Annotated in this window: 20 protein-coding genes; 12 read left to right on the top strand and 8 right to left on the bottom strand. The window is 51.9% G+C overall.

Going from position 1 to position 26,154, the window contains the following annotated elements; genetic code table 11:
• Positions 1-4 precede the first annotated feature (4 nt).
• Positions 5-2,284 (bottom strand): carbohydrate binding family 9 domain-containing protein, encoded by a 2,280-nt coding sequence (locus JW814_01735; protein ID MBN2070150.1) that lies wholly within the window; start codon positions 2,282-2,284, stop codon positions 5-7.
• 254 nt (positions 2,285-2,538) lie between these two features.
• On the opposite strand from JW814_01735, the gene JW814_01730 reads away from it, so the two are divergent.
• On the top strand, positions 2,539-2,970 hold the full coding sequence (locus JW814_01730) for a hypothetical protein (GenBank protein MBN2070149.1): 432 nt from the start codon (positions 2,539-2,541) through the stop codon (positions 2,968-2,970).
• 33 nt (positions 2,971-3,003) lie between these two features.
• Here JW814_01730 and JW814_01725 read toward each other — a convergent pair whose 3' ends face one another.
• Complete coding sequence (locus JW814_01725) at positions 3,004-3,858, bottom strand: hypothetical protein (GenBank protein ID MBN2070148.1); 855 nt, start codon at positions 3,856-3,858, stop codon at positions 3,004-3,006.
• A 267-nt stretch (positions 3,859-4,125) separates the two neighbouring features.
• Between JW814_01725 and JW814_01720 the strand changes: the two genes are divergently transcribed.
• Entirely contained in the window at positions 4,126-6,459 is a 2,334-nt protein-coding gene (locus JW814_01720; protein ID MBN2070147.1) for a protein kinase, read from the top strand.
• Between the two features lie 3 nt (positions 6,460-6,462).
• On the opposite strand, the gene cysK is transcribed toward JW814_01720, so the two are convergent.
• From cysK to JW814_01705, 3 genes are all read right to left on the bottom strand, one after another.
• Positions 6,463-7,404, bottom strand: coding sequence for a cysteine synthase A (gene cysK, locus JW814_01715; protein ID MBN2070146.1), 942 nt, complete (start codon positions 7,402-7,404; stop codon positions 6,463-6,465).
• Positions 7,392-8,063, bottom strand: coding sequence for a serine O-acetyltransferase (gene cysE / locus JW814_01710; GenBank protein ID MBN2070145.1), 672 nt, complete (start codon positions 8,061-8,063; stop codon positions 7,392-7,394). The genes cysK and cysE overlap by 13 nt, the downstream gene beginning before the upstream one ends.
• Before the next feature lie 260 nt (positions 8,064-8,323).
• Positions 8,324-9,091, bottom strand: coding sequence for an MBL fold metallo-hydrolase (locus tag JW814_01705; protein MBN2070144.1), 768 nt, complete (start codon positions 9,089-9,091; stop codon positions 8,324-8,326).
• A 205-nt stretch (positions 9,092-9,296) separates the two neighbouring features.
• Here JW814_01705 and JW814_01700 point away from each other — a divergent pair, with 205 nt between their 5' ends.
• Positions 9,297-10,772 carry a PD40 domain-containing protein gene (locus JW814_01700; GenBank protein ID MBN2070143.1) on the top strand — a complete coding sequence of 492 codons (1,476 nt, stop codon included), beginning with the start codon at positions 9,297-9,299 and terminating at the stop codon, positions 10,770-10,772.
• A gap of 81 nt (positions 10,773-10,853) precedes the next feature.
• Here JW814_01700 and JW814_01695 read toward each other — a convergent pair whose 3' ends face one another.
• Positions 10,854-13,256, bottom strand: coding sequence for a BNR-4 repeat-containing protein (locus JW814_01695; GenBank protein MBN2070142.1), 2,403 nt, complete (start codon positions 13,254-13,256; stop codon positions 10,854-10,856).
• Between the two features lie 310 nt (positions 13,257-13,566).
• Positions 13,567-14,901 (bottom strand): hypothetical protein, encoded by a 1,335-nt coding sequence (locus tag JW814_01690; GenBank protein ID MBN2070141.1) that lies wholly within the window; start codon positions 14,899-14,901, stop codon positions 13,567-13,569.
• Positions 14,902-15,171: 270 nt separating this feature from the next.
• On the opposite strand from JW814_01690, the gene JW814_01685 reads away from it, so the two are divergent.
• The 6 genes from JW814_01685 (at position 15,172) to JW814_01660 (ending at position 19,183) form a co-directional block, all read left to right on the top strand.
• Positions 15,172-16,359, top strand: coding sequence for a ChaN family lipoprotein (locus tag JW814_01685; GenBank protein ID MBN2070140.1), 1,188 nt, complete (start codon positions 15,172-15,174; stop codon positions 16,357-16,359).
• Between the two features lie 65 nt (positions 16,360-16,424).
• On the top strand, positions 16,425-17,174 hold the full coding sequence (locus JW814_01680) for a DNA alkylation repair protein (GenBank protein ID MBN2070139.1): 750 nt from the start codon (positions 16,425-16,427) through the stop codon (positions 17,172-17,174).
• Positions 17,171-17,725 carry a hypothetical protein gene (locus JW814_01675; protein MBN2070138.1) on the top strand — a complete coding sequence of 185 codons (555 nt, stop codon included), beginning with the start codon at positions 17,171-17,173 and terminating at the stop codon, positions 17,723-17,725. Before JW814_01680 ends, JW814_01675 begins: the two co-directional genes overlap by 4 nt.
• Positions 17,726-17,834: 109 nt before the next feature.
• Positions 17,835-18,095: a hypothetical protein gene (locus JW814_01670; protein MBN2070137.1), complete on the top strand. Its 261-nt coding sequence runs from the start codon at positions 17,835-17,837 to the stop codon at positions 18,093-18,095.
• 76 nt (positions 18,096-18,171) lie between these two features.
• Positions 18,172-18,906: a bifunctional demethylmenaquinone methyltransferase/2-methoxy-6-polyprenyl-1,4-benzoquinol methylase UbiE gene (ubiE, locus tag JW814_01665; GenBank protein ID MBN2070136.1), complete on the top strand. Its 735-nt coding sequence runs from the start codon at positions 18,172-18,174 to the stop codon at positions 18,904-18,906.
• Positions 18,881-19,183, top strand: coding sequence for a hypothetical protein (locus JW814_01660; protein ID MBN2070135.1), 303 nt, complete (start codon positions 18,881-18,883; stop codon positions 19,181-19,183). Before ubiE ends, JW814_01660 begins: the two co-directional genes overlap by 26 nt.
• Before the next feature lie 275 nt (positions 19,184-19,458).
• Here JW814_01660 and JW814_01655 read toward each other — a convergent pair whose 3' ends face one another.
• The gene (locus JW814_01655) at positions 19,459-21,798 is read right to left on the bottom strand and encodes a carbohydrate binding family 9 domain-containing protein (GenBank protein MBN2070134.1); all 2,340 of its coding nucleotides are present in this window, start codon (positions 21,796-21,798) and stop codon (positions 19,459-19,461) included.
• Positions 21,799-22,080: 282 nt separating this feature from the next.
• Between JW814_01655 and JW814_01650 the strand changes: the two genes are divergently transcribed.
• The 3 genes from JW814_01650 (at position 22,081) to JW814_01640 (ending at position 26,132) form a co-directional block, all read left to right on the top strand.
• Positions 22,081-22,431 (top strand): hypothetical protein, encoded by a 351-nt coding sequence (locus tag JW814_01650; GenBank protein ID MBN2070133.1) that lies wholly within the window; start codon positions 22,081-22,083, stop codon positions 22,429-22,431.
• A 243-nt stretch (positions 22,432-22,674) separates the two neighbouring features.
• Positions 22,675-24,804: a VCBS repeat-containing protein gene (locus JW814_01645; GenBank protein ID MBN2070132.1), complete on the top strand. Its 2,130-nt coding sequence runs from the start codon at positions 22,675-22,677 to the stop codon at positions 24,802-24,804.
• Between the two features lie 59 nt (positions 24,805-24,863).
• Positions 24,864-26,132: a hypothetical protein gene (locus tag JW814_01640; GenBank protein ID MBN2070131.1), complete on the top strand. Its 1,269-nt coding sequence runs from the start codon at positions 24,864-24,866 to the stop codon at positions 26,130-26,132.
• Positions 26,133-26,154: the final 22 nt, after the last annotated feature.

The following is a 26,154-nucleotide window of genomic DNA, read 5'->3' as shown; positions in this document are numbered from 1 at the left end:
ATCCCTATTGAGTCCATGCATATCCGATCTTCATGAAGAAAGTACGGTCTGTCTGCGTGAGATCGATCTCTCTGGGGTCGTGATCCGGAACATATTCACGCCCTCCATAGAAGGTGTCAGAGTATCCGAGGAAAAGCACAGTCTGCGGGTTGATCTTGTACGAGAAAAGAAGCTGGTTGAAGAAATTCTCCGTGACCTGGTCGACATCATCGATATAGAGACCGGCATTCCTCTTGTAGTGCCTGTACTGGCCGATCCACCTGAAAAATGTCCTGCGGTTGAACTGGTACACCATGTTCACCCGGCTGATATTAGCGTCATAAAGGCGGCCCTCATCGACGTTGAACAGCTCGTAGGTGTGGTCTATGCCGAGGGCGAGGTGTCTTCCTATCTTGTAGTCGATCACAGGATTTAGCATCATACGGACGCCATCCCGCTCGTTTGAGTAATCGATCGCTTCGCGTATGATGCCGTTTAAGTATATGCTCATCGCTCCGAATGGATAAAACCCCATTGTATAATGCAACCCCTTGAGATAAAAATCCTCACTCCCGTATCTCTGCACGCGTCCGAAACCGATAAGGTCGATCATCGACTGCTTCTTTCCGCGGTAGTTGGCCCACCATGAATAACCGGTAAGAAGCCTCTGCCCTGAGAAATTATGTTCAGTCTCGTGACAGGCGCCAAAGTTGAGCATGTTCCACCAGTGATCTGGATCGTTATTCCATGTGTACCCCCACCCATTCTCCGTATAGATGTAGTCTACACGCGGAAAGAATCCTATATCGGTACGGAACTGAGGGCTGAAAGCCCTGGTGATCGAGTACCAGTCGAGGCTGCGGGTACCGTGGAGGTAGTATATCTCGCCAGCTCCACCCTCAAGGGTTTCCACGGGCTGTCCGAAATCAGTGGCGACCTGCTCCGGGTAGCTCGTGCTCGAACCCATGAACATGATAGCGACCTGGTCAGTCTTGGTGAATTTAAGTTTCCCGTCTACCACGCCGACACGGTTGTAATAGTCCTTGCCTTCACGGTCTGATATGAGGAACCCGATATTCGAAGAAGATCTTACGTCTCGCCTGTATCTCAGGACTGTGCCGATAGACTTCTGGTCGAGAGAGGTGCCGTCGGAGAATTCCTGGGCGGGAAAGGTAAGGTTCGTAATCTTATCCTGAACTGCGAGAAAGCCTATAGCACCGCGGCCCTCTTTGCCTGTGAGCTTGATCCCCCAGTCTGGATCGCTGAAGTTTCTTGTATGGACAGTCCGCATATGCGTGTTGAAAAAATCCGCGCCTTCGAGGAAGAAGGGGCGTTTTTCCGAATAATCGAGAGCGAACTGGGTATTGATATCGAGCTGCATCGCGTCAGATTCCACCTGTGAAAAATCGGGGTTACCAGTCGCGCTGAGCGTCATGCTGGGAGTAAAGCCCCATCTGGCTGTTATACCGGGGGAGAAGGATTTTTCCTTCTCAATGAAATCACCGGAAGTATGAGCCTCTCGTTCCTGGGCGAATATCCCCGAAACAGTCGGTGCTATCTCGATGTTGTTGCCGGGGTTGACCCTGGCGAATCCCGATATCTTCTGAGCCTGGCACATATAGCAGTTGTTATTCCTGTCGCGCGCCCAGAGGCCTATGTGATGTCTCACGTCGCGGGGGTATGAACGGACAAGGTCGAGGCCCCAGACCTGGTCGAAGTCTGTGCGCTGGAAACTGAGGCTGTTGAACGGTATTGCCATTTCCACAATATAGCCGTCGGCTGTTATCCGTCCGGCCGAGTCCCAGATCGCGTCCCACGCGTTGTTTCCTCCCATCTCGCTTTCGATCATATCGCATTGCACGCCGAACGGATTTCCGAGGTATCCGTAGTCGCGCCTGCCGTCGTTGAAAGTGTCGATGAATATCGCCACCCAGTCGTCGTCCCAAAGGTCGTCGCGGTCGCAGTAACGGGCCCGTATCTGCGAAGGATCTGGATCGAGCGCCACGAACGCGACGTAGAGATTCGATTCATCGTAGATGAGATAGACTTTCATGTCGACCGGCGCGGGGATATTCTCGCCCGGCTCGACCTCCGTATTGACCATCAGTTCAAGAGCGTCTTTCCAGGCCGCTTCATTGAGAACAGCATCGATCTTCATCTTTGCGGCGCTATGGGGGACCTTGAAAGGATCGTCCTGACTTCCCTTTCCCGCGTTGAGCGCGTACGCTTGTCCGAAGGGTGGAATCGCGGCTAAAGCTGTTGTCAGGATTAGTACAGCCACGGCATAACGGATGGTTTTTTTCAACAGGGGCCTCCCGAGTGACGGTTAATTAGCTGCTTATTAATTTAATACGAAAAGTACATGAGTTGGTTCCGAAATGTAAGTATCTGCCGCGAAGATTTATTCCCGGTGTCACAAGGCGCATAAAGCAGTTGCGGTTTTCGAATGGGTTGTACTATCCTCACGCCATGTGATCTTTTTGTTCAAAGATTGATATATCGGGTGGGGTATGGCGTGGAGAAAGACAGGTTCCACAGGCTCATCGAAAGGCTGTCGGCATGCTTGGCGAACGCAATAACGTTGTGGTCCATTTCAAAGATGGAAGGGTCCTTAAGGGATTCACGCATGATTTTCTTCCCGAAAGGCCTCTTTTCCACCTGAATGTCGCACTCGAGGGACAGGCGTCAGACGTCAGGGATATCAAGGTCGCCGATCTCAAGGCGGTCTTTTTTACAAAGACCTTCGAGGGGAACAAAAGTTACAAGGAGAAGAAGAGCTTCGAGCAGCGCGAAAGCACGACATACCATGGGATCAAGATAAAAGTGGATTTTAAGGACGGCGAAGTGATACGCGGCATGTCGCTTGGGTACAACAAGCATAAGAAGGGGTTCTTCGTCATACCGATCGACCCGAAGAGCAATAACAACCGGATCTACGTTGTTATGGACGCCACGGCGAAAGTCGCTGTCGGGCCCGCTGCCGAACAGTGATGCTCCTTGACGGCAAAGATTGAGCAGACAGCTCTATCTGCCAAGTTTTTTTATCGCCCCCCACGATGATTCATCAGCGGCAATATCATCATCAAAGTAGAAAGGCTTGCTTGTCAGGCCGCAGTCGCACCTTCCGCACGTGTTCGCGTTAAGCAGGTAATACCTCGCGTCTGTCATGGGAGACGCGAGTGTAAGAACCAGAGATCCATCACCAATGGGGTTAGGCATTGATTCGATCACTTCAATCATATCCTCTGGATGTTCTATTGCCTGAACATACCCGGAGATGAAACGGTTTTCCGCGCTGTCAATGAGCGGCTCGAAACGCGCGACAAGGATCGTACCGGTAGCAAGCCCTATCCCGGTAAGCCTCGGTATATATGGTGTTATTATTCCGCAGTATTGATTTACGCAGAACATGTTATCCACCTGCATCTCTGTTTCGACGCCAAGGCATGTCGTCGCCGCTATCGACTCTGTGTCGCCGTGCGGGATCACGGTGATCTGCGATGGATTGGAATTCATCGCCAGAAGATCTGTTCTGTGCGTCCAGAACCAGTCTGTCTGGCATGGATCAAAACACCATGAGGCTCCCGGCGCTACCCATGGCGTGATCGGATCGATCGTGATACCGAATATCGGATTCAGTTCGTAGTCGATCAGAACGACATTGTCAGGCAGGTCGATCTGGAATTCGAGACACATTGCGCCCTCGGCGTCTGGATAGATGAATATCCAGCAACTGAAAAGTTCAAAAGGAGATGAAGGCTCGGCGTACATATGGCATCGATCAGTATCTGACCAGAGACTGATCGTTCCACCTGATTGCGCCGCCGCGCCGGGGAGGAGAAAGACAGATATAAAGATCAAAACAATAGCAAGTCTCATATTCCACTCCTTCCAGACAGGCACACGAAAGCCCTGGCCAATGTGAATGTTCCACCCGCTTGATTCATGACATTAATGATGGGTTATCGCTGATAAAATGATAATCGGAATCGATGAATATGTCAAGGGGCTCTGATGTCTGTGAAAATCACTGATCAGATCGTTTGGATTAAGATGGACACTGCAATCTTATCTGGTTAGTATTGTCCGGGGCAGGGCGGCATAACAAAGAGGGCACCCTTTAAATATTGATTGTGGAGAAGGTTCTTGATAGGCAAAACGATATCTCATTACAGGATCACAGGGAAGATCGGCCAGGGAGGAATGGGCGTCGTCTACAAGGCCGAGGACATGAATCTGAAGCGTGTTGTGGCGCTTAAGTTTCTCGCCTCTCGCGCTCTTGGGACAGAAGACGAGAGAACCCGGTTCATGAACGAGGCGAGGGCCGCCGCGTCTCTCAATCACCCCAATATCTGCACGATTCATGAGATTGCGGAAGCCGACGGCCAGTCTTTTATCGTAATGGAATATCTCGAGGGGGAGGCTCTCGAGAGCCGAATAAAAAAGGGAAAACTCTCCACAGGTGATACGCTTGAGATCGCCAGCCAGATCGCTGAAGGGTTGAGAGAAGCACACCGTCATGGGATAGTACACCGCGACATCAAACCTGCAAATATAATGATCACTGCGAGCGGAAGGGTGAAGATAATGGACTTCGGCCTCGCGAGCGCTCCGGGCGGATCGAAGTTGACAAAGGAGGGCACGACGCTTGGTACAGTCGCCTATATGTCGCCCGAACAGACACATGGATCGCCGGTCGATCACAGGGCTGATATATGGGCGTTCGGCGTGATCCTGTACCAGATGCTATGCGGAGAACTCCCTTTTCGCGGCGATTACGATCAGGCGATAATCTATTCGATCCTCAATGAAAATCCAAGACCGCTCTCTGAATACGGCGTAAAGATGCCAGCGGGACTGGAGGCGATCGTTGATAAAGCGCTGAAGAAGGATCCGGAGGAACGTTATCAGGAGTTCGGCGCGCTGATCAACGATCTGGGCTCTGGCAAGAATCCTGTTGATATGGGAGTAAAATCCTCCGGTCGAAGAGCTGGTTTTTTCAATCCGACAAGGCGCTTCATCAGGGGAGCGTTGATGGTCGTCTTCGCGGCAGTTTTCGTTATCGTAAAATTCTGTCCTCGCGATGGAGGAAGCTCTATAGAATCGATCGCGGTTCTCCCGCTCGAGAACCTCTCCGGAGACCCGGACCAGGAATATATCTCAGATGGGATGACGGAATCTCTCATTACCGAACTTTCACAGATCAGTTCTCTGAGGATCATATCGAGAACGTCGGTGATGCAGTACAAGGACTCGGAAAAATCCCTTCCCCAGATCGCACGCGAACTCGGAGTCGACGCGGTCATTGAGGGTTCCGCGATACTTGTCGGCGACAAGATAAGGATCACCACGCAGCTTATCGATGCGAAGACAGACCGCCATCTCTGGGCGAGGGATTTCGACCGGGAATTCAGGGATGTCCTGTCGCTGCAGAAGGAGGTGGCGATATCGGTCGCAAGGCAGGTCAGGGCGGTTCTTACGCCCGAGGAGGAAGCTGTTCTCGCCACCGCTGAAACGGTCGATCCGGAAATCCAGAAGCTGTATCTCAGGGGCCGTTACCACATCGGGAGGTTGACGGTAAAAGATCAGAGGCGGGGGATCGAGTTGATGAAGCAGACCATAGATAGATCTCCTGATTACGGGCTTGCTTATGTCGGCATTGCCGAGGCATATAACAATCTTATCGTTCTTGATGGACTCAGCTCGACGGAAGGTTGGCAGGAATCGAAGAAGTGGGCCGAGCGTGCGCTCGAGATAGATGATTCCCTCGGCGAAGCGTACCTGATGATCGCCGATGTCAAAGCCCTCTACGAGTGGGATTGGGTGGAAGCGGAGGAATATTACCGGCGCTGCCTTGAACTCAGTCCGGGATCGGTCACGGGGCTTCTGTGGTACGGGAATTACCTGATTTTTCTCGGCCGCGACGAAGAAGCGCAAAAACTCATTGAGCTGGGAGACAGGCTCGGTCCGAACGATCCTGGAGTGCTTCTCAATCTGGCGGGGGTCTACGACCGGCTGGGGATGAACGAAAAGGCTGAAAAGGAATGCAGGGAAGCGATCGACCTGTTCCCCGAATTCGTCCATTCCTATTATCTTCTAAGCGAGATATGTTTGAAGCAGTCGAGATTGGATGAGGCGCTGAGCGTACTCCACGAAGGGATCGCTCTTTCACCGGCTCCTCTCGACAGTTTTCGCCTGGCGATATTTTACGCGAGGACGGGAGAGGACGAAAAGGCGGGAGAACTTCTGGAAGATATGTTGGAGCTTCCCGAAGATGAGATGCTCCGTGGCTATCTCTCGATGACGTATCTGCAGTTCGGGAATCTCGATTCCGCGTTTGTCTGGCTGGAAAAAGCTTACGAAAATCGCGACCAGTTTCTTGTGCAGATATATGCGGGAGAGAACTGGGCCGCATTGCGTGATGATCCGCGCTACAGTGATCTCTGCCGGAGAATTGGATTTCCCGGCTGCGTCAACTAGGTTTTACCTGATCCCGATCGGCCTGTTGCCCCACAACCCCGTACTCAGATATTTTTCTCCGCCGTCAGGCAGGATGACGACATATAGCTTGCCCGCGCTTGATCCTCGCTTTGCTATTCTTATCGCCGCTTCGATCGCCGCTCCGGATGAGATGCCGCAGAATATCCCTTCTCTCGACGCGAGCAGCCTGGCTCCGGCGATCGCCTCCCCTTCCGTCACTGGGATCACTTCGCTGATAATATCGCGGTTGAGGATCTTCGGGATGAAACCTGCTCCGATCCCTTCTATCGAATGTGGCCGCGCCGCTTTTCCGCTGAGCACCGCTGAAGCTGCCGGTTCTACAGCGTAGACCTCGATGGTGTTTTTTCTCGATTTGAGAAACTCACCGAGGCCGGTTATAGTTCCCCCCGTACCTACGCCGCAGATGATCCCGTCGACCTTTCCGCCAGTATCTTCCCAGATCTCCGGGCCTGTCGTCTTTCTGTGCGCTTCCGGGTTCGCCGGATTTTCAAACTGCATCGGTATAAACGCCTTATCCGTCGCGTGGGCAAGTTCCATCGCCCTGTCCACCGCTCCGGACATCCCGACATCCTTTTTTGTTAGCACGATCTCAGCTCCCAAAGAAGCAAGTATCTGCCGACGTTCAGCGCTCACCGATTCGGGCATGACCGTTTTCATGCCATATCCAAGCGCCGCAGCTATGACAGCCAGCCCTATCCCAGTGTTTCCGCTGGTCGCCTCGACGATAGTTCCTCCAGGTTCAAGCCTGCCGGACCTTTCCGCGTCCCTTATCATTGAAAGAGCTATCCGATCCTTGATGCTGCCACCGGGGTTGTACTTCTCGAGTTTTACAGCTATTGAGGCAGTCGATCCCGGCGCGAGATTTGACGTCAGGACAAGCGGCGTTTTTCCGACCGTTTCCACGAGGTTCCTCATAATGGCGATCCTCCCGCGTTTTCAGTTCCTTCTCCCTCGATAATCCGCTCGAGGTGATACATCCTTTCCTCAAGCCTTCTGATCACTCCGAGCAGGGGGTCGGATATTCTGTCGTGTCTGAGATCTCCATCGCTGTTGTCCCTGTGAGAGATCACTTTCGCCGGTACTCCTACTGCGACGCAATTGCCAGGGACGCCCTTGACTACTACTGATCCCGCTCCTATCCGCGCGTTTTCTCCGATGACGACCGGACCGAGGATCTTTGCTCCCGCTCCTATGACGACTCCCGATTCGATCGTCGGATGCCGTTTCCCTCTGCTGAGACTCACTCCTCCGAGCGTGACTCCCTGGTAGATGACGACGTCGTCACCGATCTCGGCAGTCTCACCGATCACTACTCCGGCGCCGTGATCGATAAAGAGTCTTTTTCCTATCCTGGCGCCTGGATGTATCTCGATTCCGGTGATGAGACGGGAAAAATGGGAGATGAAACGGGCGGGAAAGAGCATGCCCTTTCGCCACAGAAAGTTCGTGAGCCGGTGATGGAACACGGCGTGTAACCCAGGGTAGCAGAACAGGATGACGAGCCAGCCTGTCGCGGCCGGGTCCCTTTTGAAAGCTACAGAATAGTCTTCTCTGATCCTTTTAAACGTATTCAACCAGAACATCGCGCGTCATCTCCCTTTTGTCGCCTCGTCAGGGTCCCGAACAAAAAAACGCCACGGAATCTCTTGTGGTCTGAGAATCCGTGGCGCCTTGAAAAATATGAATGAGTCATGAAAAGACTATATCAGGGCAGAGGAAACCACCACCGCTATTTGAGCGGGGTACAACAGCCGTCTAAATGCCCTTTCTGTCTCTTCATGCTGGTAATATTCTACTCCTGTTTTGCTGTTTTGTCAACTACCGTATTTTCTGAATAGCAGGTTCAGAGAGATAGAACGGAAGAAATCTGGTACCGGCTGGCGACAGTCAGATCCACTTCACCGCCGAGAACCGCCCTGTGCGTGGCAATGGCGACCCGGGGAGTGTTGTTCTGTTCGGAGAGATGCGAAAGGCATGCCCACCTGAGCTTTCCCCTGAATGCCGGTGCCAGAAGCTCCGCCGCCTCGATGTTGGAGATATGCCCGCCGCTGCCACTGATCCTCTTTTTCAAAAAGTGGGGATATGGTCCATTCTCCAGCATCGAGACGTCGTAATTGCTTTCGAGGAAAACACCGTCGAGGCTGGCGACAAGTTCGTGCAGGCCGCTGAACAGGTGGCCAAGGTCAGTCATTATACCGAGCCTGGCGCGCCCGTCGCTGACTATAAAGATGGCGCCGTCGACTCCGTCGTGGGGCGTAGGGATCGTCTCGATCGTCGTATCGTTGAAAGAGAGTATCTCTCCCGCGGTGAAATTACAAACGCGGCCGAGCCTGCCAATTGAACCGAACGAGGCTATCTTTTCTCGCGTTTTCTCGGTCATCCAGAGGTCATGTCCGAATTTTCTGCTGAATACACCTGCGCAGCGGGTATGGTCCGAATGGTCGTGCGATATCAGGACGCAGTCGACGTCTCGGATATCCCGGCCGATCGACCTGAGGCGCTGCTCCGCCTGTATGCCGCTGATCCCCGCGTCGAAGAGGATCCTGAGGTCATCGGTCTCGACGTATATGCAGTTGCCGTTGCTTCCCGATTGTAATGAGACAGCTTTCATCACGAGCGCTTTCTTTCTGATCGATCGACCGGGAGATACTACACCATGGCAAGTAATATCTCAATGAATCGTTCTTGAAATCCGGTGGGTTTCCCGATAAAATCAGAGTGGCTTGGAAAAGTGGCAGTTGATATTACTGTGACGATCCAGGTTAAAGCGAAACGCGACTTAAGGGACATCTTAAATTTAAAACAGGAGTGTCATCATGAGATCGGTAGCGATCGTTACCATGCTCGTATTCGTACTTGCGTCGGCAATGGCGTTGATCGGCTGCGGCGACAGCCCGGCCGGCGGAGGTGGAGGCGATGGTGATACCGATCCGCCTCTTGTCAGTATAACTTCCCCTCTCGAGGGAGAGGATATCCTTTCGATAGTGAATATATCAGGCACGGCGACTGATGGTACAGGTGTGGATACGGTATATTTTGAAGTGACGGATCTATGTGGCGTTACCCTGTGGTCTGACACCGACGCGACATCGCCGTACGGAGTTGTTTGGGACGCTGCCGCGGCCCAGGATGGGAACTACCGCGTCTGTATGGCCGCGAAAGACGATGAAGGAAATATCTCTGATTGGACCTGTGTCACAGTGGTAAAAGGAATTATTACAGCGGAGATAACGGGGTTCTTTCCCCACGCTGTATATGGAGGCCGTGAGATAATGGCTATCGGGTCTGGTTTCGGAACGAACACCGGCACAGTCTCGGTCTTCGGATATGACGCGGTCGTGAACGACTGGACCGACACGACTGTTACTTTCGTAATGCCAGGACTGGTTCCGGAAGAGACGATCGTGTCGATGGAACTTCTGATCGACTGCAGATGGAGAGTGCAGAGCAGCGTCGATGTCACCTCTTCGGGAATCATCAGGTTGACCAATAATGTCGCCGAAGAGATGCAGCCGTGCTGGAGCGCTGACGGCACGTATGTTTATTTCGCATCCGCTCGCACGGGGAACTGGGATATCTGGCGCATCTCTATCGATGGTACCGTACTGCAACAGGTTGCCAGCAGCCCCGATTTCGACGCGATGCCTGCGGTGAACCCTTCCAGCGGAGAGGTCGCCTGGGTTTCCAACCGGAATCACCTTGGTAACAATCCTGACGGCGACTACGAGATCTTCACCGGATTCTCATGCGGGGCCGGAGCGATATGCACGATGGTGATGTTTACGAACGACAACGACAATAATAATACCCCCGCCTGGTCGCCATCAGTCCATGGCGGGTATTCGCTTCTCTATACCCAGTTTTACGATCCGGAAGATGACGGCACTACCGTCCCGATCGTCTTCATGTACTCTGTTTCAGGCACAGATTCGATCGGCGCGGGGATGGCAGGCTGTTTCTCGGGAGATGGACAATGGGTCGTCTATCAGGACAATAACTATCAGATAAGAAAGAAGCAGATAGGGACTGTTATGCCGATCGTCCTTACGCGCGGCCAGAGCGATTTCAATCCGGACTGGGGAAGAGCGAACAACAGGATCGTCTTCACCAGGTACTATAACGGATATCCGGCGATATTCGTAATGGAGGCGGATGGCTCCAACGCTCAACCTCTTATTGCTCATCATGGGATATACGAAAGCGAGGCGAAATGGTCGCCCGATTGTTCGATGATAGCCTACAAGGGGCACAGGACAGGTAACTCCGATATCTACGTCTACGAGGTGCCGTAAATATCACGCGCCTCGACCGGAGGATATCTTCCGGGAAGTAGCTGGTGATTGAGAATCTATGGATAAAGAGAAAGGTTCCAATCATCTTATTATGACGATCTTGGCGTGAGCTTTGCCGCTTTTTCCGCTGATTCTTAAGAAATATACTCCGCTCGCAGCCTTTTGTCCAGTGTCGCTGTTTCCATCCCATTGCGCCGTCTGATACCCGTCACTGACGAACAGGTCGCGCGCCAGAGTCCTCACGCGTCTTCCCGCGGCGTCGAACAGTTCGATAGATATCCTGCCGCTTGTATCGAGATGATATTCTATATTCACCTGCTCGCAGAACGGGTTGGGCCAGACTCTCGTGATGAAGAGGTTCGCTGTTTCGGTCCACGTATTGAAAGGTTCTATATCGCCCGGCGTCCACTCGAGAGAGGTGAATATCTTTTTCATGTAATGACTTCTGACTTCGTCTCCACGCATCGCTCTTGAGTAGAAACGGAATTCGTCAATATCTCCGCTGAACGAGACGTCATCGAGACTTCCAAGAAGAAGAGAGGCGGGATCGATCTCGACCGGGCCGACCTGGTTATATCTTGTATTGCTTTTCTGGCCATCGAGATAGAGGTCGATATTTGTCCCGTCATATACTGCTGCGATATGATGCCAGATTTTCCCGGTGACGTGAGCTGTTTCGAAAGCTCCTCCGTTTATTCCGCCGGCTCCGACTGAGAAATTCGGCGTACCGTTATCTATATAGAGGCCGAACCCTTGCGATCCGCTCCATCTGCAGGCAAGCGGCTGGATCGTGTCGACGCTCTCGCATCGAAACCATACTTCAATTGAAAAACTGTCGGCTGTCGTTGGACCGTTCCATTCAGAAGGCTGAATATAACCGCCGGGAGAGAATCGGGCGACATTGCCAGGCATCGACATGTCATAGCGGCGTCCCGGGCAGCTTCCTCCTGGAACTGAAGCGAAGAGACCGAAGCCGCTGTTCCCGTTTCCGGAATAATCTATAACTGAATCGGCGCATGGATCGATCAGCCACTCGAGGAGCAGTTCTGGATCGGGAGGGTCTTGACTGGCAGCGGCGTAGCTGTTAATGAGGCAAGTTCCCGGATCACTGGCCGAAGCCGCCCCTGGATTGCCGCAGTACATATAAAGAGTCCCTTCAGAGGTCACACCTTCGACTTTCACCGAGATGTCGATCGTCTGTCCGAGCCCCGCGTTGATGAAACCTCCGTCACCGTGAAGAAACAGTTCGGAAGGCTTGTCCATCCAGCAGCACGATGTCATCTCCGACGACCCATAACTCCATAACGCCCGAAATTCCGGATCGGCGCCCCGGACCCTGACAGCGTAGTTATGCGAATATTCAGAACCGGTAGTAATTTCACGAGATTCCTGCCAGGTGATTCCCAGGTTGTCGCTACGGTACAGGATGATCTCCCCTCCGTCCATTCCGTCATCCGCGATGGGAAGGTAGGCAAGTATCGCGCCGTCGTCGGTCAGCGCCAGGCAGCCCCTGTCGAAGAGGTGATCGCATGGCGCCAAGCGGGAACTTTTCCATATTTCCTCGTCAAACCTCGCCACCCGCCACTCTCCATCGCCCGGTTCGCCTGTCTTGTCCCACGGACCCGTGTTGAAGAGGATATATGGAGCGTTATCATCGTCAAGTATCATGTCGCTGACGTGGCTTGAATTATTTTCGCTGTCGTAGACAAGATCACAGGCATCAAGGCCGCAGGGCGGCACTGCGGCGATCGATCCGTCCCTGTGTTTAAGAGTGACAAGATCGTTGTCGGAGTAGATATAGTAGATATTGGAATAGAGGTTTGTGCCATAGTCGAATGGGTTGAACGCTATGTGAAAACTTCTCACAGGCGTTTCGGAACCTGTCTCGGTTATGGCGTAGATATATTTTCCTGTCTCATGTATGAGCTGTCCCGCGTCTGTCCAGTTCTCGCCGCGATCTTCCGATATCGTATATACCCAGCTCGCAGTCCTGTCCTGGGCGGTCTTCTGCCTGAAAGAGAGGATGATCCTTCCCGGGGAGAGCATGTATGGTTCAGGATAAGTAGCTTCTTCGGAAATGAGCGGTCCTGGCGACCAGCTTTCTATCGACTCGGGAAATTCCGATCGGACCATCTGGATCGGATGGTGATGGCAACCGAAAAAGACGTAGATATAACCATCGTCGTCTATCAGGATCGACGGGTTTCCGTGGGCATCGTCAGGGATCCGGGTCCGTCCACAGATAACAGGGGGAGAGAGTCTTTTTGTCTCATGGTCGTAGTACTGTATCGCGGGATCCCTTCCGAAATCTCCATATACGAAATAAGTCCTGTCATGCAGCCCGGTATACCTGATAGCGTTCGGCCTGGTATTGGTGTAAAAAGTGGCTGCCGGACCGTGATACTGTTCCCAATCGCTCAGTTCGCAGCAGGCGTACCAGGCTCCATTTGTGATCCTTTTGTCATCTATCCAGCAGGGAAGCACGCGGTGCGTGCCACCGACGGTATAAATAAAACGGATGTCGCTGCCATCTATTGATACCCTGTTAAGGCCTAGTATATCTTCTCCGAGGATCAGGTCGAAATGTCCGGTGATGATCGCTTCCGGTGAGCTCTCTATCGTCAGTGGTATCCTGAATCTCCAGTCGCTGTTCCACCATTCGATGCCCTCTGTCGCGTTCGCGCCCCCGGTATCCGGGCAGAACAGAATTGCCGCCAGGACTGAAATGAGTGGGATAAAAAGACATTTTATTTTTTTAATAACGGAAATATCGTTCTCCCGTTCCTGCTCAAAATCACTCCGAATGCTTCAGCGCTCTCTCAGGATATATGAAATCATCTGCTATAAGCTCGAACATCATCGGGTCGCTCCAGTATTCTCCATGAGTGAACCTTCGGCCTTTACGCCTGTAGGAGCAGCGGATATTCCTTACTTTGTCGTAATAATCGAGATGCCCGCTGATCGGGTCGCCCTCGTCATGGAAGTTGTACCATCTTATATCATCGAAGATCCTTTTGAACGGCGAATCGAGGAGGTACGGGGCATTCGAATCGTCGAACCACTTTTTCTGCTTGAAGCTGTGAAAGTTCTCAAGCATCTGTCCCCTCAGGAATTGCTCTTCCGGCGCCTGTTCCCTGAGGAAAAAAGCTATCTTGTCAAGGGGGCTCCCGAAGGTCACGAGGCCGCAGAGGACTTCCTGTATTCTTCGATGCCGCTCTGCGCCTGAATTCATCATGTATGGTTCGCCATCGCGACCTATATATTCCCCGCTGCCCGCGACTCCATCGATCTCGCCCATCGAGATCATCTGCGTCAGCCGGTTGACCGCGTCGAAAGCGATCTGGCTTCCGAGGGAATGTCCGGCGAGGATTATCCTTCCGTAATACGGCGACCAGGCTTCTTTCCTTCCGCGGGAAGTCATCTCGCCTGGAAGTTCGACCAGGTGTCTTAGCGCATCGACCGCTCCACCGAGTATATCGCGCCGGATAGCGTAAAAGGACGATTTAGGATCTATCGAGTTATAAACAGCGACATCGGCAATCACGTTCGTCAGCGAATCGGTAGTCATCCTGTTCGCCAGATCGACGATCCATTTCACAAGACCACCGGCGACGGGGATCCTTGATACGAGGGAAGAGAGCCATATCCAGAAAGCCTTATAAATCGGGAGTATCCCGACAGCGCCGAGAAGAAAGGAACGATAGTTTCCTTTTTTGAACCTTCCATCCCTGGTGAAGAAGACGCTTTCATCACCGTATTTTTTCCCGATATCAGAGTTTCTTTCGTAGAACTTTTCAGCGCCGCTCGCGACCTGCCAGACCCAGCGCTGGAGATCGCTCAGCTTCATGACGTTTTCAGTGAGGTTGGCCCAGTAATATTCATATATATCGATCGTCGATCCGCTATCATGGTATTTTATGGTTATGTAATTATCATACCATCTCCTGCGGCCTCCGTCGTCTCTGCCAGCGACTTTGTGTTCCATGGCGATCATACCCGGATGCCGCTTTTCGAGCAGTTCGACAAGAGACCTGGCAAACCGGTCGATTGTCGCAAGTGGATACTGGTTGCCTACACCGTGGAATACGAGAAACGCCGTCCTGTGCTCCGGCCATACAGATCTGTTCATCAGCTTGCCCCTCCATTCCCTTGCTGATGCGCCGCCGCGTGATTGTATCACTGGGAAAAAGATATTTCAACTTTTTAGCCTCGAATCGCTCTGGCTCGATGAATGTATAGTGGATAATCCAGTAGCGCCTCGATAAATTATCGGCATTTTATCTTGCATGCCAGCCTTAAAATACTGAAAATGGTAAAACGCTTCAGGAGGCTGCCGAGTTTTAATAAGAATGAAGATGGAATCGATCCTTTCCACCATCTGGTCTGAAGGAGAGCAATCGTGGTTCTGGAAAAATCATTTCTTGCTGGCACTATTCTGCTGGCTGCTGTTCTGCTGTTTTCCGGGTGCGGGGGAGATGATCTTATAGATCCGCCGGCGATATCGGCCGAGCTTCAGAAAGAGATGGAAAACTGGTTCGCCGCGAACGGCAGAGCGCCGGGCGATTATGTCTCCGGGCTTTTCAATGACCACGACGTGGTGCTCCTTGGAGAGATGCACCGGTTCAAGCATGACGAGCTCTTTGTTCAAAAGCTTATACCCCGCCTTCACGCCGAAGGAGTGAATCTTCTCGCGACGGAGTTCGCGCGCCGGACTGATCAGGCGCTCCTCGACTCGCTTGTGCTTGCTTCCAGGTGGGACGAGGATCTCGGACGCGAGATACTCTTTGAGGGTTTTATGCCCTGGGGATTTCGCGAGTATCTTGATATTTTCAGGACTGCGTGGAAGGTAAACAGTGAGCGGCCCGCCGGAAGGCCTCCGTTCAGGGTAATAGGTGTGAATAATACCCTCAAATATGAACATTTTAAATCCGAGGCCGACTGGAACGATCCAGAGGTATGGAAACTGGTCGCCGGTGATCAGACGGAAGCCGACTGGGCCTTGCCGGTCATTGAAGCTGTCAGGAGCGGAGAAAAGGTGCTCGTCCATTGCGGCATTCACCACGCCTTCACTGGTTTTCGCCAGCCGGTCGTGGTCGATGGCAGATTCGAGAGGTTCAGCCAGGGTCGTTTCGGAAATCATATTCGCGAAGCGATCGGAGAGAGAGCGGTGACGGTAGCTCTTCACGCGCCATGGAGCAGCGCTGCCGGGTATAATTCCGAATATGTTCATCCAGCCAACGGGCGGATCGATGCATTCATGCTGTCGCGCGGGGGTGGACCGTTCGAAATGGGATTCGATGTTGCCGGTTCGCCACTCGGCGATCTGCCGATAGGAAACGCCGTGTATGGCCATGGATATGATCCGTTCACCCTCTCGACTTTCTGCGACGGATATATATATACTAAACCGGTCAGCAGGTATGAACCTGTCACCTACATCGAAGGCTGGATAAACGACAGTAATCTTGAAAGGGCGCATGCTGTCGCGATGAATCCTCTATGGCGCGAATTCTCGGTTGAACAGTTGAATGCTGGATGCAAAAGTTATATGGAGGACCACAAAAAATTCTATGGCCGTTTGCGATAGGGTGAACCGGGAGAATGCCTGATAGTGAGCAAGGATCGAATCCATAAGACAGAGAGGTCACTTGAATGTCATATAAGGAGATGATGGAGCATCTGCTTGACCTGGCCGATCCGGAGATAGCGGCCCATTCGCAGCGGTTTTTCAAAACAGGCGAGGGTGAGTATGGCCATGGCGATATCTTCCTGGGCATCAGGGTCCCGGTAGTACGCCAGGCGGCGAAAAGGTACAGGTCCGCTTCACTTTCCCTGGTGGAAAGACTTCTCCGGTCGAAATATCATGAAGTGCGGCTCTTCGCCCTGCTTCTTATGGTCGATCGGTTTTCCAGGGCTGGTGCCGGCGAGCAGGAAAAGATCTACCGGCTCTATTTGAACAACACCAGGCATATAAACAACTGGGATCTCGTCGATCTGTCAGCATATCACATAGTCGGAGCCTGGCTTGAAGAGAGAGACAAGGCTGTTTTGCGCAGGCTCGCGAAATCGAGATCTATCTGGGAACGCAGGATCGCCATCATCTCGACATACTGGTTCATCAAACGGGACAGGTATGATGAGACGATGGAGATATCAGAAATATTGATCGGTGACGTGGAGGACCTGATCCACAAAGCGGTCGGCTGGATGCTCCGGGAGGTGGGGAAGAGAGATATTGCCACTGAGCGGAAATTCCTGAAAAAACATTACAGGAAAATGCCGCGGACGATGCTCAGGTACGCGATCGAGAAGTTTGACGAGGAAGAGAGGCAGAGGTATTTGAAGGGTGAAATCCGAATAAATTACGGCAAATATTGCTTTGATCGAAGGAGGCTGAAGTGATCAAGAGAGTGATAGTTTCCGGTCTGCTTGGGACTCTGGCGTTGATAATTTTGACAGTTCTCGTTAACGGTATATTCGGGCTGAAGAGCAGGTTGGATATGAGACCGATTCAGAATGAACGGCTGGTATACGAACTGCTTAAGGAAGAGATAACCGAGCCGGGCAGGTATATCTGTAATCCTGCCGGAAACCCGCAGACCGGGTTTCCCCCGGGTGAACCGGTATTCAGCATCCTCTACAGCGGGTTTGGACATGAAGCGGCTGGAAGGATGATGATTTTCGGGCTTGTTCTTTTTCTCCTGGCGCCGATGATCGCAGCTTCGATGCTTTCCCAGGCATCAGAGCGCGTACTGTCCAGCTACTGGCGCAAGGTACTCTTTTTTGTCGGTATCGGGCTTTTGTTCGCTGTCTTCGGCGATATGACAAGGTATGGCATAGGGGAATATCCGCTGAAAGAGGCTCTTACCGTCGCCGGTTATCATATCCTGGCATGGACACTGACTGGTATGGCGGTGGCCTGGCGGATGCGACCGGAAAAGGATCTCTCATAGAGTCGTCAGCAGTGCATTACCGGTTTTGAATAAGAACAAACCGCCGGGTGTATTATCTTCACGAAGCGTGGGATGATAAAAGGAATAATGACAGAAGCGGAGGTACTTGATGAGTAGCGTATTTATAGGGATAGCCCTTGTCAGCTTGATCACCGGCATAGTGTCGGCGATTGTGATGGCGGCCTATCTTTCCAACCGGGGCCATAAGGTCAGCATATTGTTTTTCAGGTTATTCATCATGAAATATATTCATCAATATTCAAAGATCACTACGGCGGAGAATGGAAAACCTGGGTTCTGGTTCTATTTGTATATAATCTCGATGAATCTCGCCCTTGTGACGGCGATAGTCGGGCTGGTACTGAAATAAGATGGTTAAGAAAGGATATTTTTGACTGATGAAAAGTGCTTTTTTCACATGAAAAGAAAGATAAGCAACCCGACCGATGCAGCGGCAAGCCGAAAAAAATAAAGATCATATCCGGAATATGTTCAACGATATTTCACGGCGGTATGATTTTCTCAATCACTTCCTTTCACTCGGTATCGATATCTTTTGGCGTAAAAGGATGATCGATAAAATGCGCCGCTCCTCTCCCCGGAAAATCCTCGACGTTGCGACAGGAACGGGCGACCTGGCGATCGAGGCGCGAAGGCTTGGCCCTGAAAAGATCATCGGTGTCGATATCGCCGAAAGGATGCTGAGGATCGCCCGGAAAAAAATCATCAGCAGAGACCTTGGGCGCCTGATCGTTCTTATCCCCGGCGACAGCGAGGCTCTTCCATTCAGCGATCTTGAATTTGACGCTGTCATGGTCGCTTTTGGAGTCAGGAATTTCGATGATCTCATGCTCGGCCTTTCGGAGACGCGGAGGGTGTTGAAAACAGGTGGCCGGATCTGGATCCTCGAGTTGTCAAAACCCCGATCACACTTCGCGACGTCGCTGTACTACCTGTACTTTAAAAAGATCCTTCCTCTGGTGGGACGGATGATCTCAAGAGACAGGTCGGCATATTCGTATCTGCCTGATTCTGTCGAGGGATTTCCTTCCGGTGAGGAATTTCTCGGCCAATTAAAAAAGGCGGGATTTGAAGACCTGAGATCCTTTCCTATGACGTTCGGCGTCGCGACGGTCTATTGCGGTATGAGGCCAGGTGCCCCGGTGCTCGAAGATAACTGACCACCTTTTCGTCGAGCAGAAAGGGCTGAGCATCGGATTTACAGATGAGGCAGTCATTCCAGGAGTAGAATATATTTACCGCGTTGAGGCGGTCGAAGGTGATGAAGCAAGGGTCCTTTTTGAGACCGGCCCTGTTTCGATCCCTTCAGGCGTCTTGGGGCTTTTCCAGAATGTTCCAAATCCGTTCAATCCGTCAACCAAGATCACATTTTACCTTCCGGCCAGGACCAAAGCGTCGCTCGATATCTTCTACGTTTCGGGAAAACGCGTCGTTTAGCTTCTCGACCGCGTATGCGACGCGGGAGAAAACAACATCGTATGGGAAGGGATAGATTCCAGGGGGAACCGAATGGCAAGCGGGATTTATTTCTGCAGGCTCCAGGCGGGCAAGGAGAGCATGACCCGCAAGATGATCCTGATGGATGATATTGTCCGGCCGGTGAAACCCGGGGATAAAGGCAATAACCCGACAAAAGATCTGAAAAATAATACCAAAAAGGGCAGCCCGCTTTGGAGCTGCCCTTTTTGTCGGTGCGATCGCTGTATATACGATCAGATCTGGAACAGGTACTGGAACTTCAGGAAGAACTGCCTGTTGGCAAGCCTCCATTCCTCGACTTCGCTTCCCTCACCCTTTTCAAGTGTCATATAGCTGTAATTATATGAGGAACCAAGGTAGAACACCGAGAATGAGTTAAGCCTGTAAACGAGCAGCGGATCGAAATCCCAGCAGTCGTATCTGGAATTGTACTGGCTGATAAGTCTGGCGGAGAATTCCCTCGAGAACTGGAATGTCACCCGCGACCGGAAGATCCTCTGGTCGAAAAGCCGCTCGTCGTTGTAGAGGTTGTCGCTCTGGCTGTAGCTGAACTGACCGAAAAGATAGAGCCTGTCGATCGGTTGTATCTCGCTCCAGAAACCCCAGTTGAGTTCCTTGCCCATCGTGTCGTCCCTTCGGGCTATCCTGTGGCCGTAATCGACATTACCGCCGAATTCAAGTGCCGCTGTGGGGTGAGTATTAAAGCATGTATGGGCGTTCCATATATCATCGTATTCGATCCCGTTATAAAGTTCGTTGCTGCGCATGTAGCGGCTGTGAATCCCCGTCTGCGCCGCGCGGAAATGTATTTCTCCGTTGAAGTCGGCCCATTCATCCTTCCTCACTCCGTCCATATTCCATACCCTGTCCAGGCTGACGGTTCCGTTGATATTTTCGAGTATCTTGCTTTCGTCAAACCTCTTGACCCCTCCGAGCCAGACTTCGGCCTGGCGGCGGTTGTTGCGCGGTTCGAATCCGTTATCGGCCCTGAATGTCTTGTTGCGTTCAACGTATGAGGCACCAGTCCAGTATTTACTTGTCTCCCTGGCGATATTGGTAAAAAGAGCGTTCCCCCAGAAGGTTTCACCGTCGAGCCCTCTGGTGTACTTGCCACCATCGAAGGTCGACTCATTATATTCAGTGTCGGTCACGTAGACCCCGAGACTGTCGACCCATTTCTTGACAAGATCGGGATTGTCGACTTCTTCGGTGCGAGATACGAGGCCCTGGATGGCGATACTGTTCGATCCGAGAAATCGTACCTTCGCGTCCAGTCCTGCGAGAGACCCCGAGCCGCCTCCCTCGAAACGCCTGTCGGTGGCGACGATGCCAAGGTGACACTGCTCGCCGAAATCATGTTTTGCCCGGATGATGTTGGAATAGCTCTTGCCGTTCTCGACATCTCTGCTGTACTCCTCCGACGGGATCATGATAATGGAGTGTTCGTCGTGGGCTGAAAGTACCGCTACGGAGTTCGACCCCTCTCGCCACGTGATCTTGCCGGCGAGTAAAGGATCATTGATGGAGCGCGTATAGACGGCGCTGAAATATGTCTTGAACAGATCGCTTCCTTCCTGGAAAAACGGTCTGCGTTCAGCATAGGAGAGGGCGAATGTCGAGTTGACGTCTATCTGCGCCGCGTCCGATTCGATCTGGCTGAAGTCGGGGTTGAGCGTCACTTCGGCTGTAAGTTCTGAAGATATATCATACGAGATGCCGAGAGCGATATCTCCATCCGGATCGATGTTGTCGAGTTTTCCCGTCTTGTCGTCATAACTGCCTGACTGGTAGGCAACGATTGATGGGAGAAGTTCGAGTCCCTTGCCAGGTTTTATACCGGATATCCCCTTCATCGTCCCCCACTGGCAGGGCCAGCAGGCTTCGTCCCTGTCGTAAGCGGCGATTGAATACTGGAACCTCGATCCCCTTGGGCGGTTTCTCCAAAAATCGATTTTCCAGATTTGTTCTTCTTTATCTGGAAAGCGCATACTCTCAAATGGTATCGCCATTTCGACGACCCACCCGAAATCGGTTATCCGCCCCTCGGATTGGAATATCATGTCGTAGCTGATATCCTCTCCATAGTTGGATGAGTAAAGGAGATCACCTGGAATCCCGTAGGGATTGGCCGCTATCTCGTATGCTAGCGAAGCTTCTCCATATGTATCTATGGCCAGAATGACATAGTCGCCTTCAAATATATTGTCCCTCTCGCACATGAAAGCTCTGACCTGGTCGGGATCGTCGTAGCAGATCCAAGCGACATAAAAGTTTGTCTCATCGTATGTTACCAGGACTTCGGTGTCGACTTCAGGTCTCGTCTGATCGCCTGGATTATGCTCGAAGAATTTATTTATCCTTGCAGCATCCTTCCACCCGGCATCCTCGATGAAACCGTCGACCTTGATAGCGCCCGTTGCTTTGCGGATGGTCAGTTCAGGATGATAGATCGGGGGGTAATCGTCAGTTGGGGTCTTTGACTGAGCATTTCCTGATAATAATATCCCCGCAAGGAAAAACCCGGTTAACATTATAATATCAAGGTGGTTACGTGAACCGAAAAAACTTTTCATCCACTCACTCCCGGTCAAAAATGTGATGCGGGGTCTAAATCTCCGGCCGCCTACCGGCCGGTATGGGTATTATACGGAGAAAATCGTTAATATGTTCCATTTTATGTTAAAAATTTAACATAAATTTTACGCGGATCCTTTTTATACATTTGCAAATACCACCAAGGTGGCCTATTCTCGGTAAATACGGGTCCGGTCTATCTGTTGAAATGGATTTCAGGGATATCAAGATAGTACTCAAGAAAGCGATCAAGGAATTTTTTAAAAAAGGAGTGCCTGATCATGAAAGGTCCTGTTTATATATCAAAAAGCACGGTCAAAAGTCTATGGCAGGAATATCGCGTCTACGCTGACAGGGTCGAGATAGATACGCATATGGGGATGATGGTGATCCCCTTTGATCATATAGAATCTATCGAAGTGTCGGAATCAGAGGTGAAGGGACTTCTCAGGGGGGATCTTCACCTTGAGGGATTTCGCCCGGCGATAAAAGTCGATTGGGCGAATTTTGTCGAGCACGTGGTGATCGACAAGAGCGAAGGACTCGTAAAACGTATCCTGCTTACTCCGGAAGATCCTGAAGCATTCAAGAAAGCTCTCGATAAGGCTCTTGACGCACACAGGATGACATGAGATCCACATAGCGACTACTCGATCTGTTGAATAACGATATACCTGTACGGATATATTTTATGGCATTACCAGCCTGAATTGTCCCAACCGATTTATCTTAAGAAACCTTTCTCCACTGACGATAGCTTTCATGTCGGCAAGGTGGATAAACAGAGTGTACATCCGGTTTCAATCAACATCCATTGACCATGGCCGGTTTAAGATTGTAGCAATGATCAAGACTCTAACAGGGAGACAGGTCGTATGAACAGGTTTGCCATAGTCTTTGCAGTAATTATCGTTTTCTCATTTCCCGGCTCATCGATCGCCGATCAGCCGATCGTCGGAGCGCCGGTCAATTATGATCTCGGAATGAATCCGATAGGGGTCTGTTCCTCGGATCTCGATGGGGATGGTGATATCGATATAGCGGTAGCTCTCTATTCTGTAGATCTGATCTCGATATTCATGAATAACGGAAGTGGATCATACGCCAGTCCTGTAGATGTCGCGGTCGGAGACGGTCCAACCATGATGTACGCCAGCGATATAGATCTCGACGGTGATGACGATCTTCTCGTGGTGAACGAGACGGATGGTAACGTTATGGTCCTTCAGAACGACGGCAGCGGCAACTTCTATATATATGCGATCTACCCTGTTGGAACGAATCCTCGTTCAGGCGCTGTGGCCGATTTCAATGGTGACGGAAGCCCCGATCTGATCGTCGTCAATTATATCTCTGACGATGTTTCAGTCCTGATAAATGACGGCGCCGGCGCTTTTGCCGCGGCGGTGACATACACAGCCGGTAATGGCGCCAACGCGATCTGCCAGGCCGATTTCGATCTCGATGGCGATCTCGATATAGCTTTTTCGAACTATATGATAAGCAATATCGGCGTGATGATGAACAATGGAGACGGCACCCTGGATCCCGTCGTCTATTACTCTGCGGGAGGAGGCCCGATGGGGATATGCGCGGCTGATTTCGATCATGACGGGTACGCAGACCTGGCCGTGACTAATTTTTCCGGTGAGACGATCGCCATCGTGATCAATGACGGTGACGGGACATTCGCCGCCTCAGTCAGCTATACAGTCGGAGGGAGTCCCTGGTGGATCGAGACTGCCGATTTCGACGGGGACGGCCACAGTGATCTTGTCACGGCGAATTCCGCCACTGACGATGTTTCGGTCCTTTTCGGCGTAGGAGATGGGACATTCGCCACTGCAGTGGATTTCCAGGCGGCGGACCAACCGAGATCGGTTACCATTTCAGATCTCAACGGCGACAGGATGAAAGATTTTGCCGTCGTCTGCAGGACGTCGAGAGATCTCTCAGTCTTTTTTAATCAGACTCCGCCGGCGATATATTCGGCGCGTGACATCCCCGGCGACCAGGGGGGTAAGGTCTATCTCTCATGGACTGGCGCCCGGGCTGATATAAATATGACGGGGGATATAACGCATTATTCGATATGGAGAGCAATTGATCCACTTGCCGCCATTTCAGCCATCGAGCGAGGCGCGGAGTCGACCGATCAGGTTCCGGAACTCTCCGCCGGAGATTCCAGGGAGCTGATAAGGATCGCCCTTTCATCTTCGGCAAAATATTACTGGGAGCTTATAGAGACGGTCGACGCGTACTATATGGAAGGGTACGGAAGGCCTGTAGCGACGTTCTTTGATTCGACTGCCGCGTGCGACGAATACCACTATTTTCAGGTCATAGCCCATACGGCGGTTCCCGACGTCTTCTGGGCTTCCCTTCCCGACAGTGGATATTCTGTCGATAATATCGCGCCTTCCTTCCCTCTGGACCTCCAGGGGACTGAAAGTTTCGATCCCGAGGGACTTGTCATAACGTGGAAATATGAGCGTGAAACAGATTTCGACCATTTCTCGGTTTTCAGGGGATTAAATGCCAGCTTCGAAACGGGGGAAGAGAATCTTGTAGCTTTTCTTCCCGACACGGTCTATTTCGACGGAGAGTGGAGAAACGGCGCGGGATACTTCTACAAGCTCAGAGTCGTCGATACTCATGGAAACGAGAGCCTTTCCTGCCTGCTGTCTCCGGATGATGTTACCGGCACAGAGCCGGGGGAGACTCCGTCCGCCTCATTTCTCGGCCAGAATTATCCGAATCCATTCAACCCGCTGACAACGATAGTCTATGGGATATCGGAACCACGGGATGTTCTTCTGAAGATCTATGACTGTGCCGGAAGGCTTGTGCGTCTGCTCGTAGATGAGAGAAAAGCCGGAGGTATCCACGAAGTGATCTGGGACGGGCGAGGCAACGACGGCTTCGCCGTCGCGAGCGGAGTGTATTATTACAGGCTTGATGCCGGTGAATATATTGAGACGAAAAAGATGGTCCTTCTTAAGTAGACAGGTATTATCTCACTCCCGTTCCGGAGGCGATAAGCCTGCCAGAGGAGGAAACGACAGTGTTAAAAAGAATATTTACAATTATCTTTATCTCCTGCGTCTGGATGCAGGCAGCTTCGGCCCAGGTCCCGAGAACGATAGATTATCAGGGAGTCCTGACAGACGGCGCGGGTGAACCGGTCTCGGACGGAACGTACAGCATCACGACAGCTATTTATGATACTGCCGAGGGTGGGGTCCCGCTGTGGCAGGAGACGCGGCCCGTGAATGTCTTCAAATCGACATTCAGCATGATCCTGGGATCAGTCACTGCGATAGAACTTCCGTTCGACGAGCAGTATTATCTCGGGATCTCGATCGAGGGAGGGGAGGAACTCGCGCCGCGTGTCCAGATGAGCGCTCTTCCGTACAGTATCAGATCGGCATACTCCGAATCTCTCGAGGGGTTCCAGGCTGACGCTTTCGCCGATTCGGCCCATAACCATGACGATATCTATTGCCAGCGGGATGAGCTCTCGTCGTCAGGATCGATAAACGGTCCGGACAATCCTGTCGACTGGTCTATGCTTAAGAATGTCCCTTCGGGATTCTCGGACGGTGTTGACGATGCCGGACTGACTTCAGTCTATTCCCTCGACGCAGTCGACGGCAGCCCGGTCCAGGCTGTCTATGTCGATGAGATCGGAAACACCGGGATCGGTACGACAGATCCGGTGTCGAAGCTCGATGTCAGGGATGGCATCGCGGTGACAAATACGCTCGGGCAGATAAGGAACAGGATCTTCGTCCATGACGAAGACGCCGGGATCATCAACACGTACGGCCCGAACGGAAACCTTAACTGCGCCCTCTCGGCGATGGCGGGGTTTGAAGACTCTGGATATATTTCTGTCTGCGACGAAAACGGAAGCAAGAAAGCGGCGGTCTATGTCGAGGGCGCGTCCGGGATGGGCGTCATAACAGCCGATATAAAGAATTTCAGGGTCGCCAATCCATCCCGGCCTGGCACCGATATCTGCTATGCCTGCATAGAGGGTCCAGAGGCGGCCGCTTATATCCGGGGAACGGCAGATCTGAAAGGTGGACGGGCAGTAGTGGAATTTCCCGATCATTTTTCGCAGGTGATCGTCTCCGAGGGTATGACAGTTCAGCTTACTCCTCTCTCGGCCGGATCAAAGGGACTCGCCGTTATCGAAAAGGGTATGGGCAGGATCGTGATCGTCGAACTCGGAGGGGGAATCGGTGAATATCGGTTCGATTACCTTGTTACGGCGGTCAGAAAAGGACATCAGTCGTACCAGGTGATAAGGGAATCGCTTGCCAGATAAAGTATCACTGCCGGGGCGAAAA

The organism is Candidatus Krumholzibacteriota bacterium (assembly GCA_016932415.1).
In the GTDB taxonomy this organism is placed as follows: domain Bacteria; phylum Krumholzibacteriota; class Krumholzibacteriia; order Krumholzibacteriales; family Krumholzibacteriaceae; genus Krumholzibacterium.
This window is presented reverse-complemented; position numbering and strand designations above follow the sequence as displayed.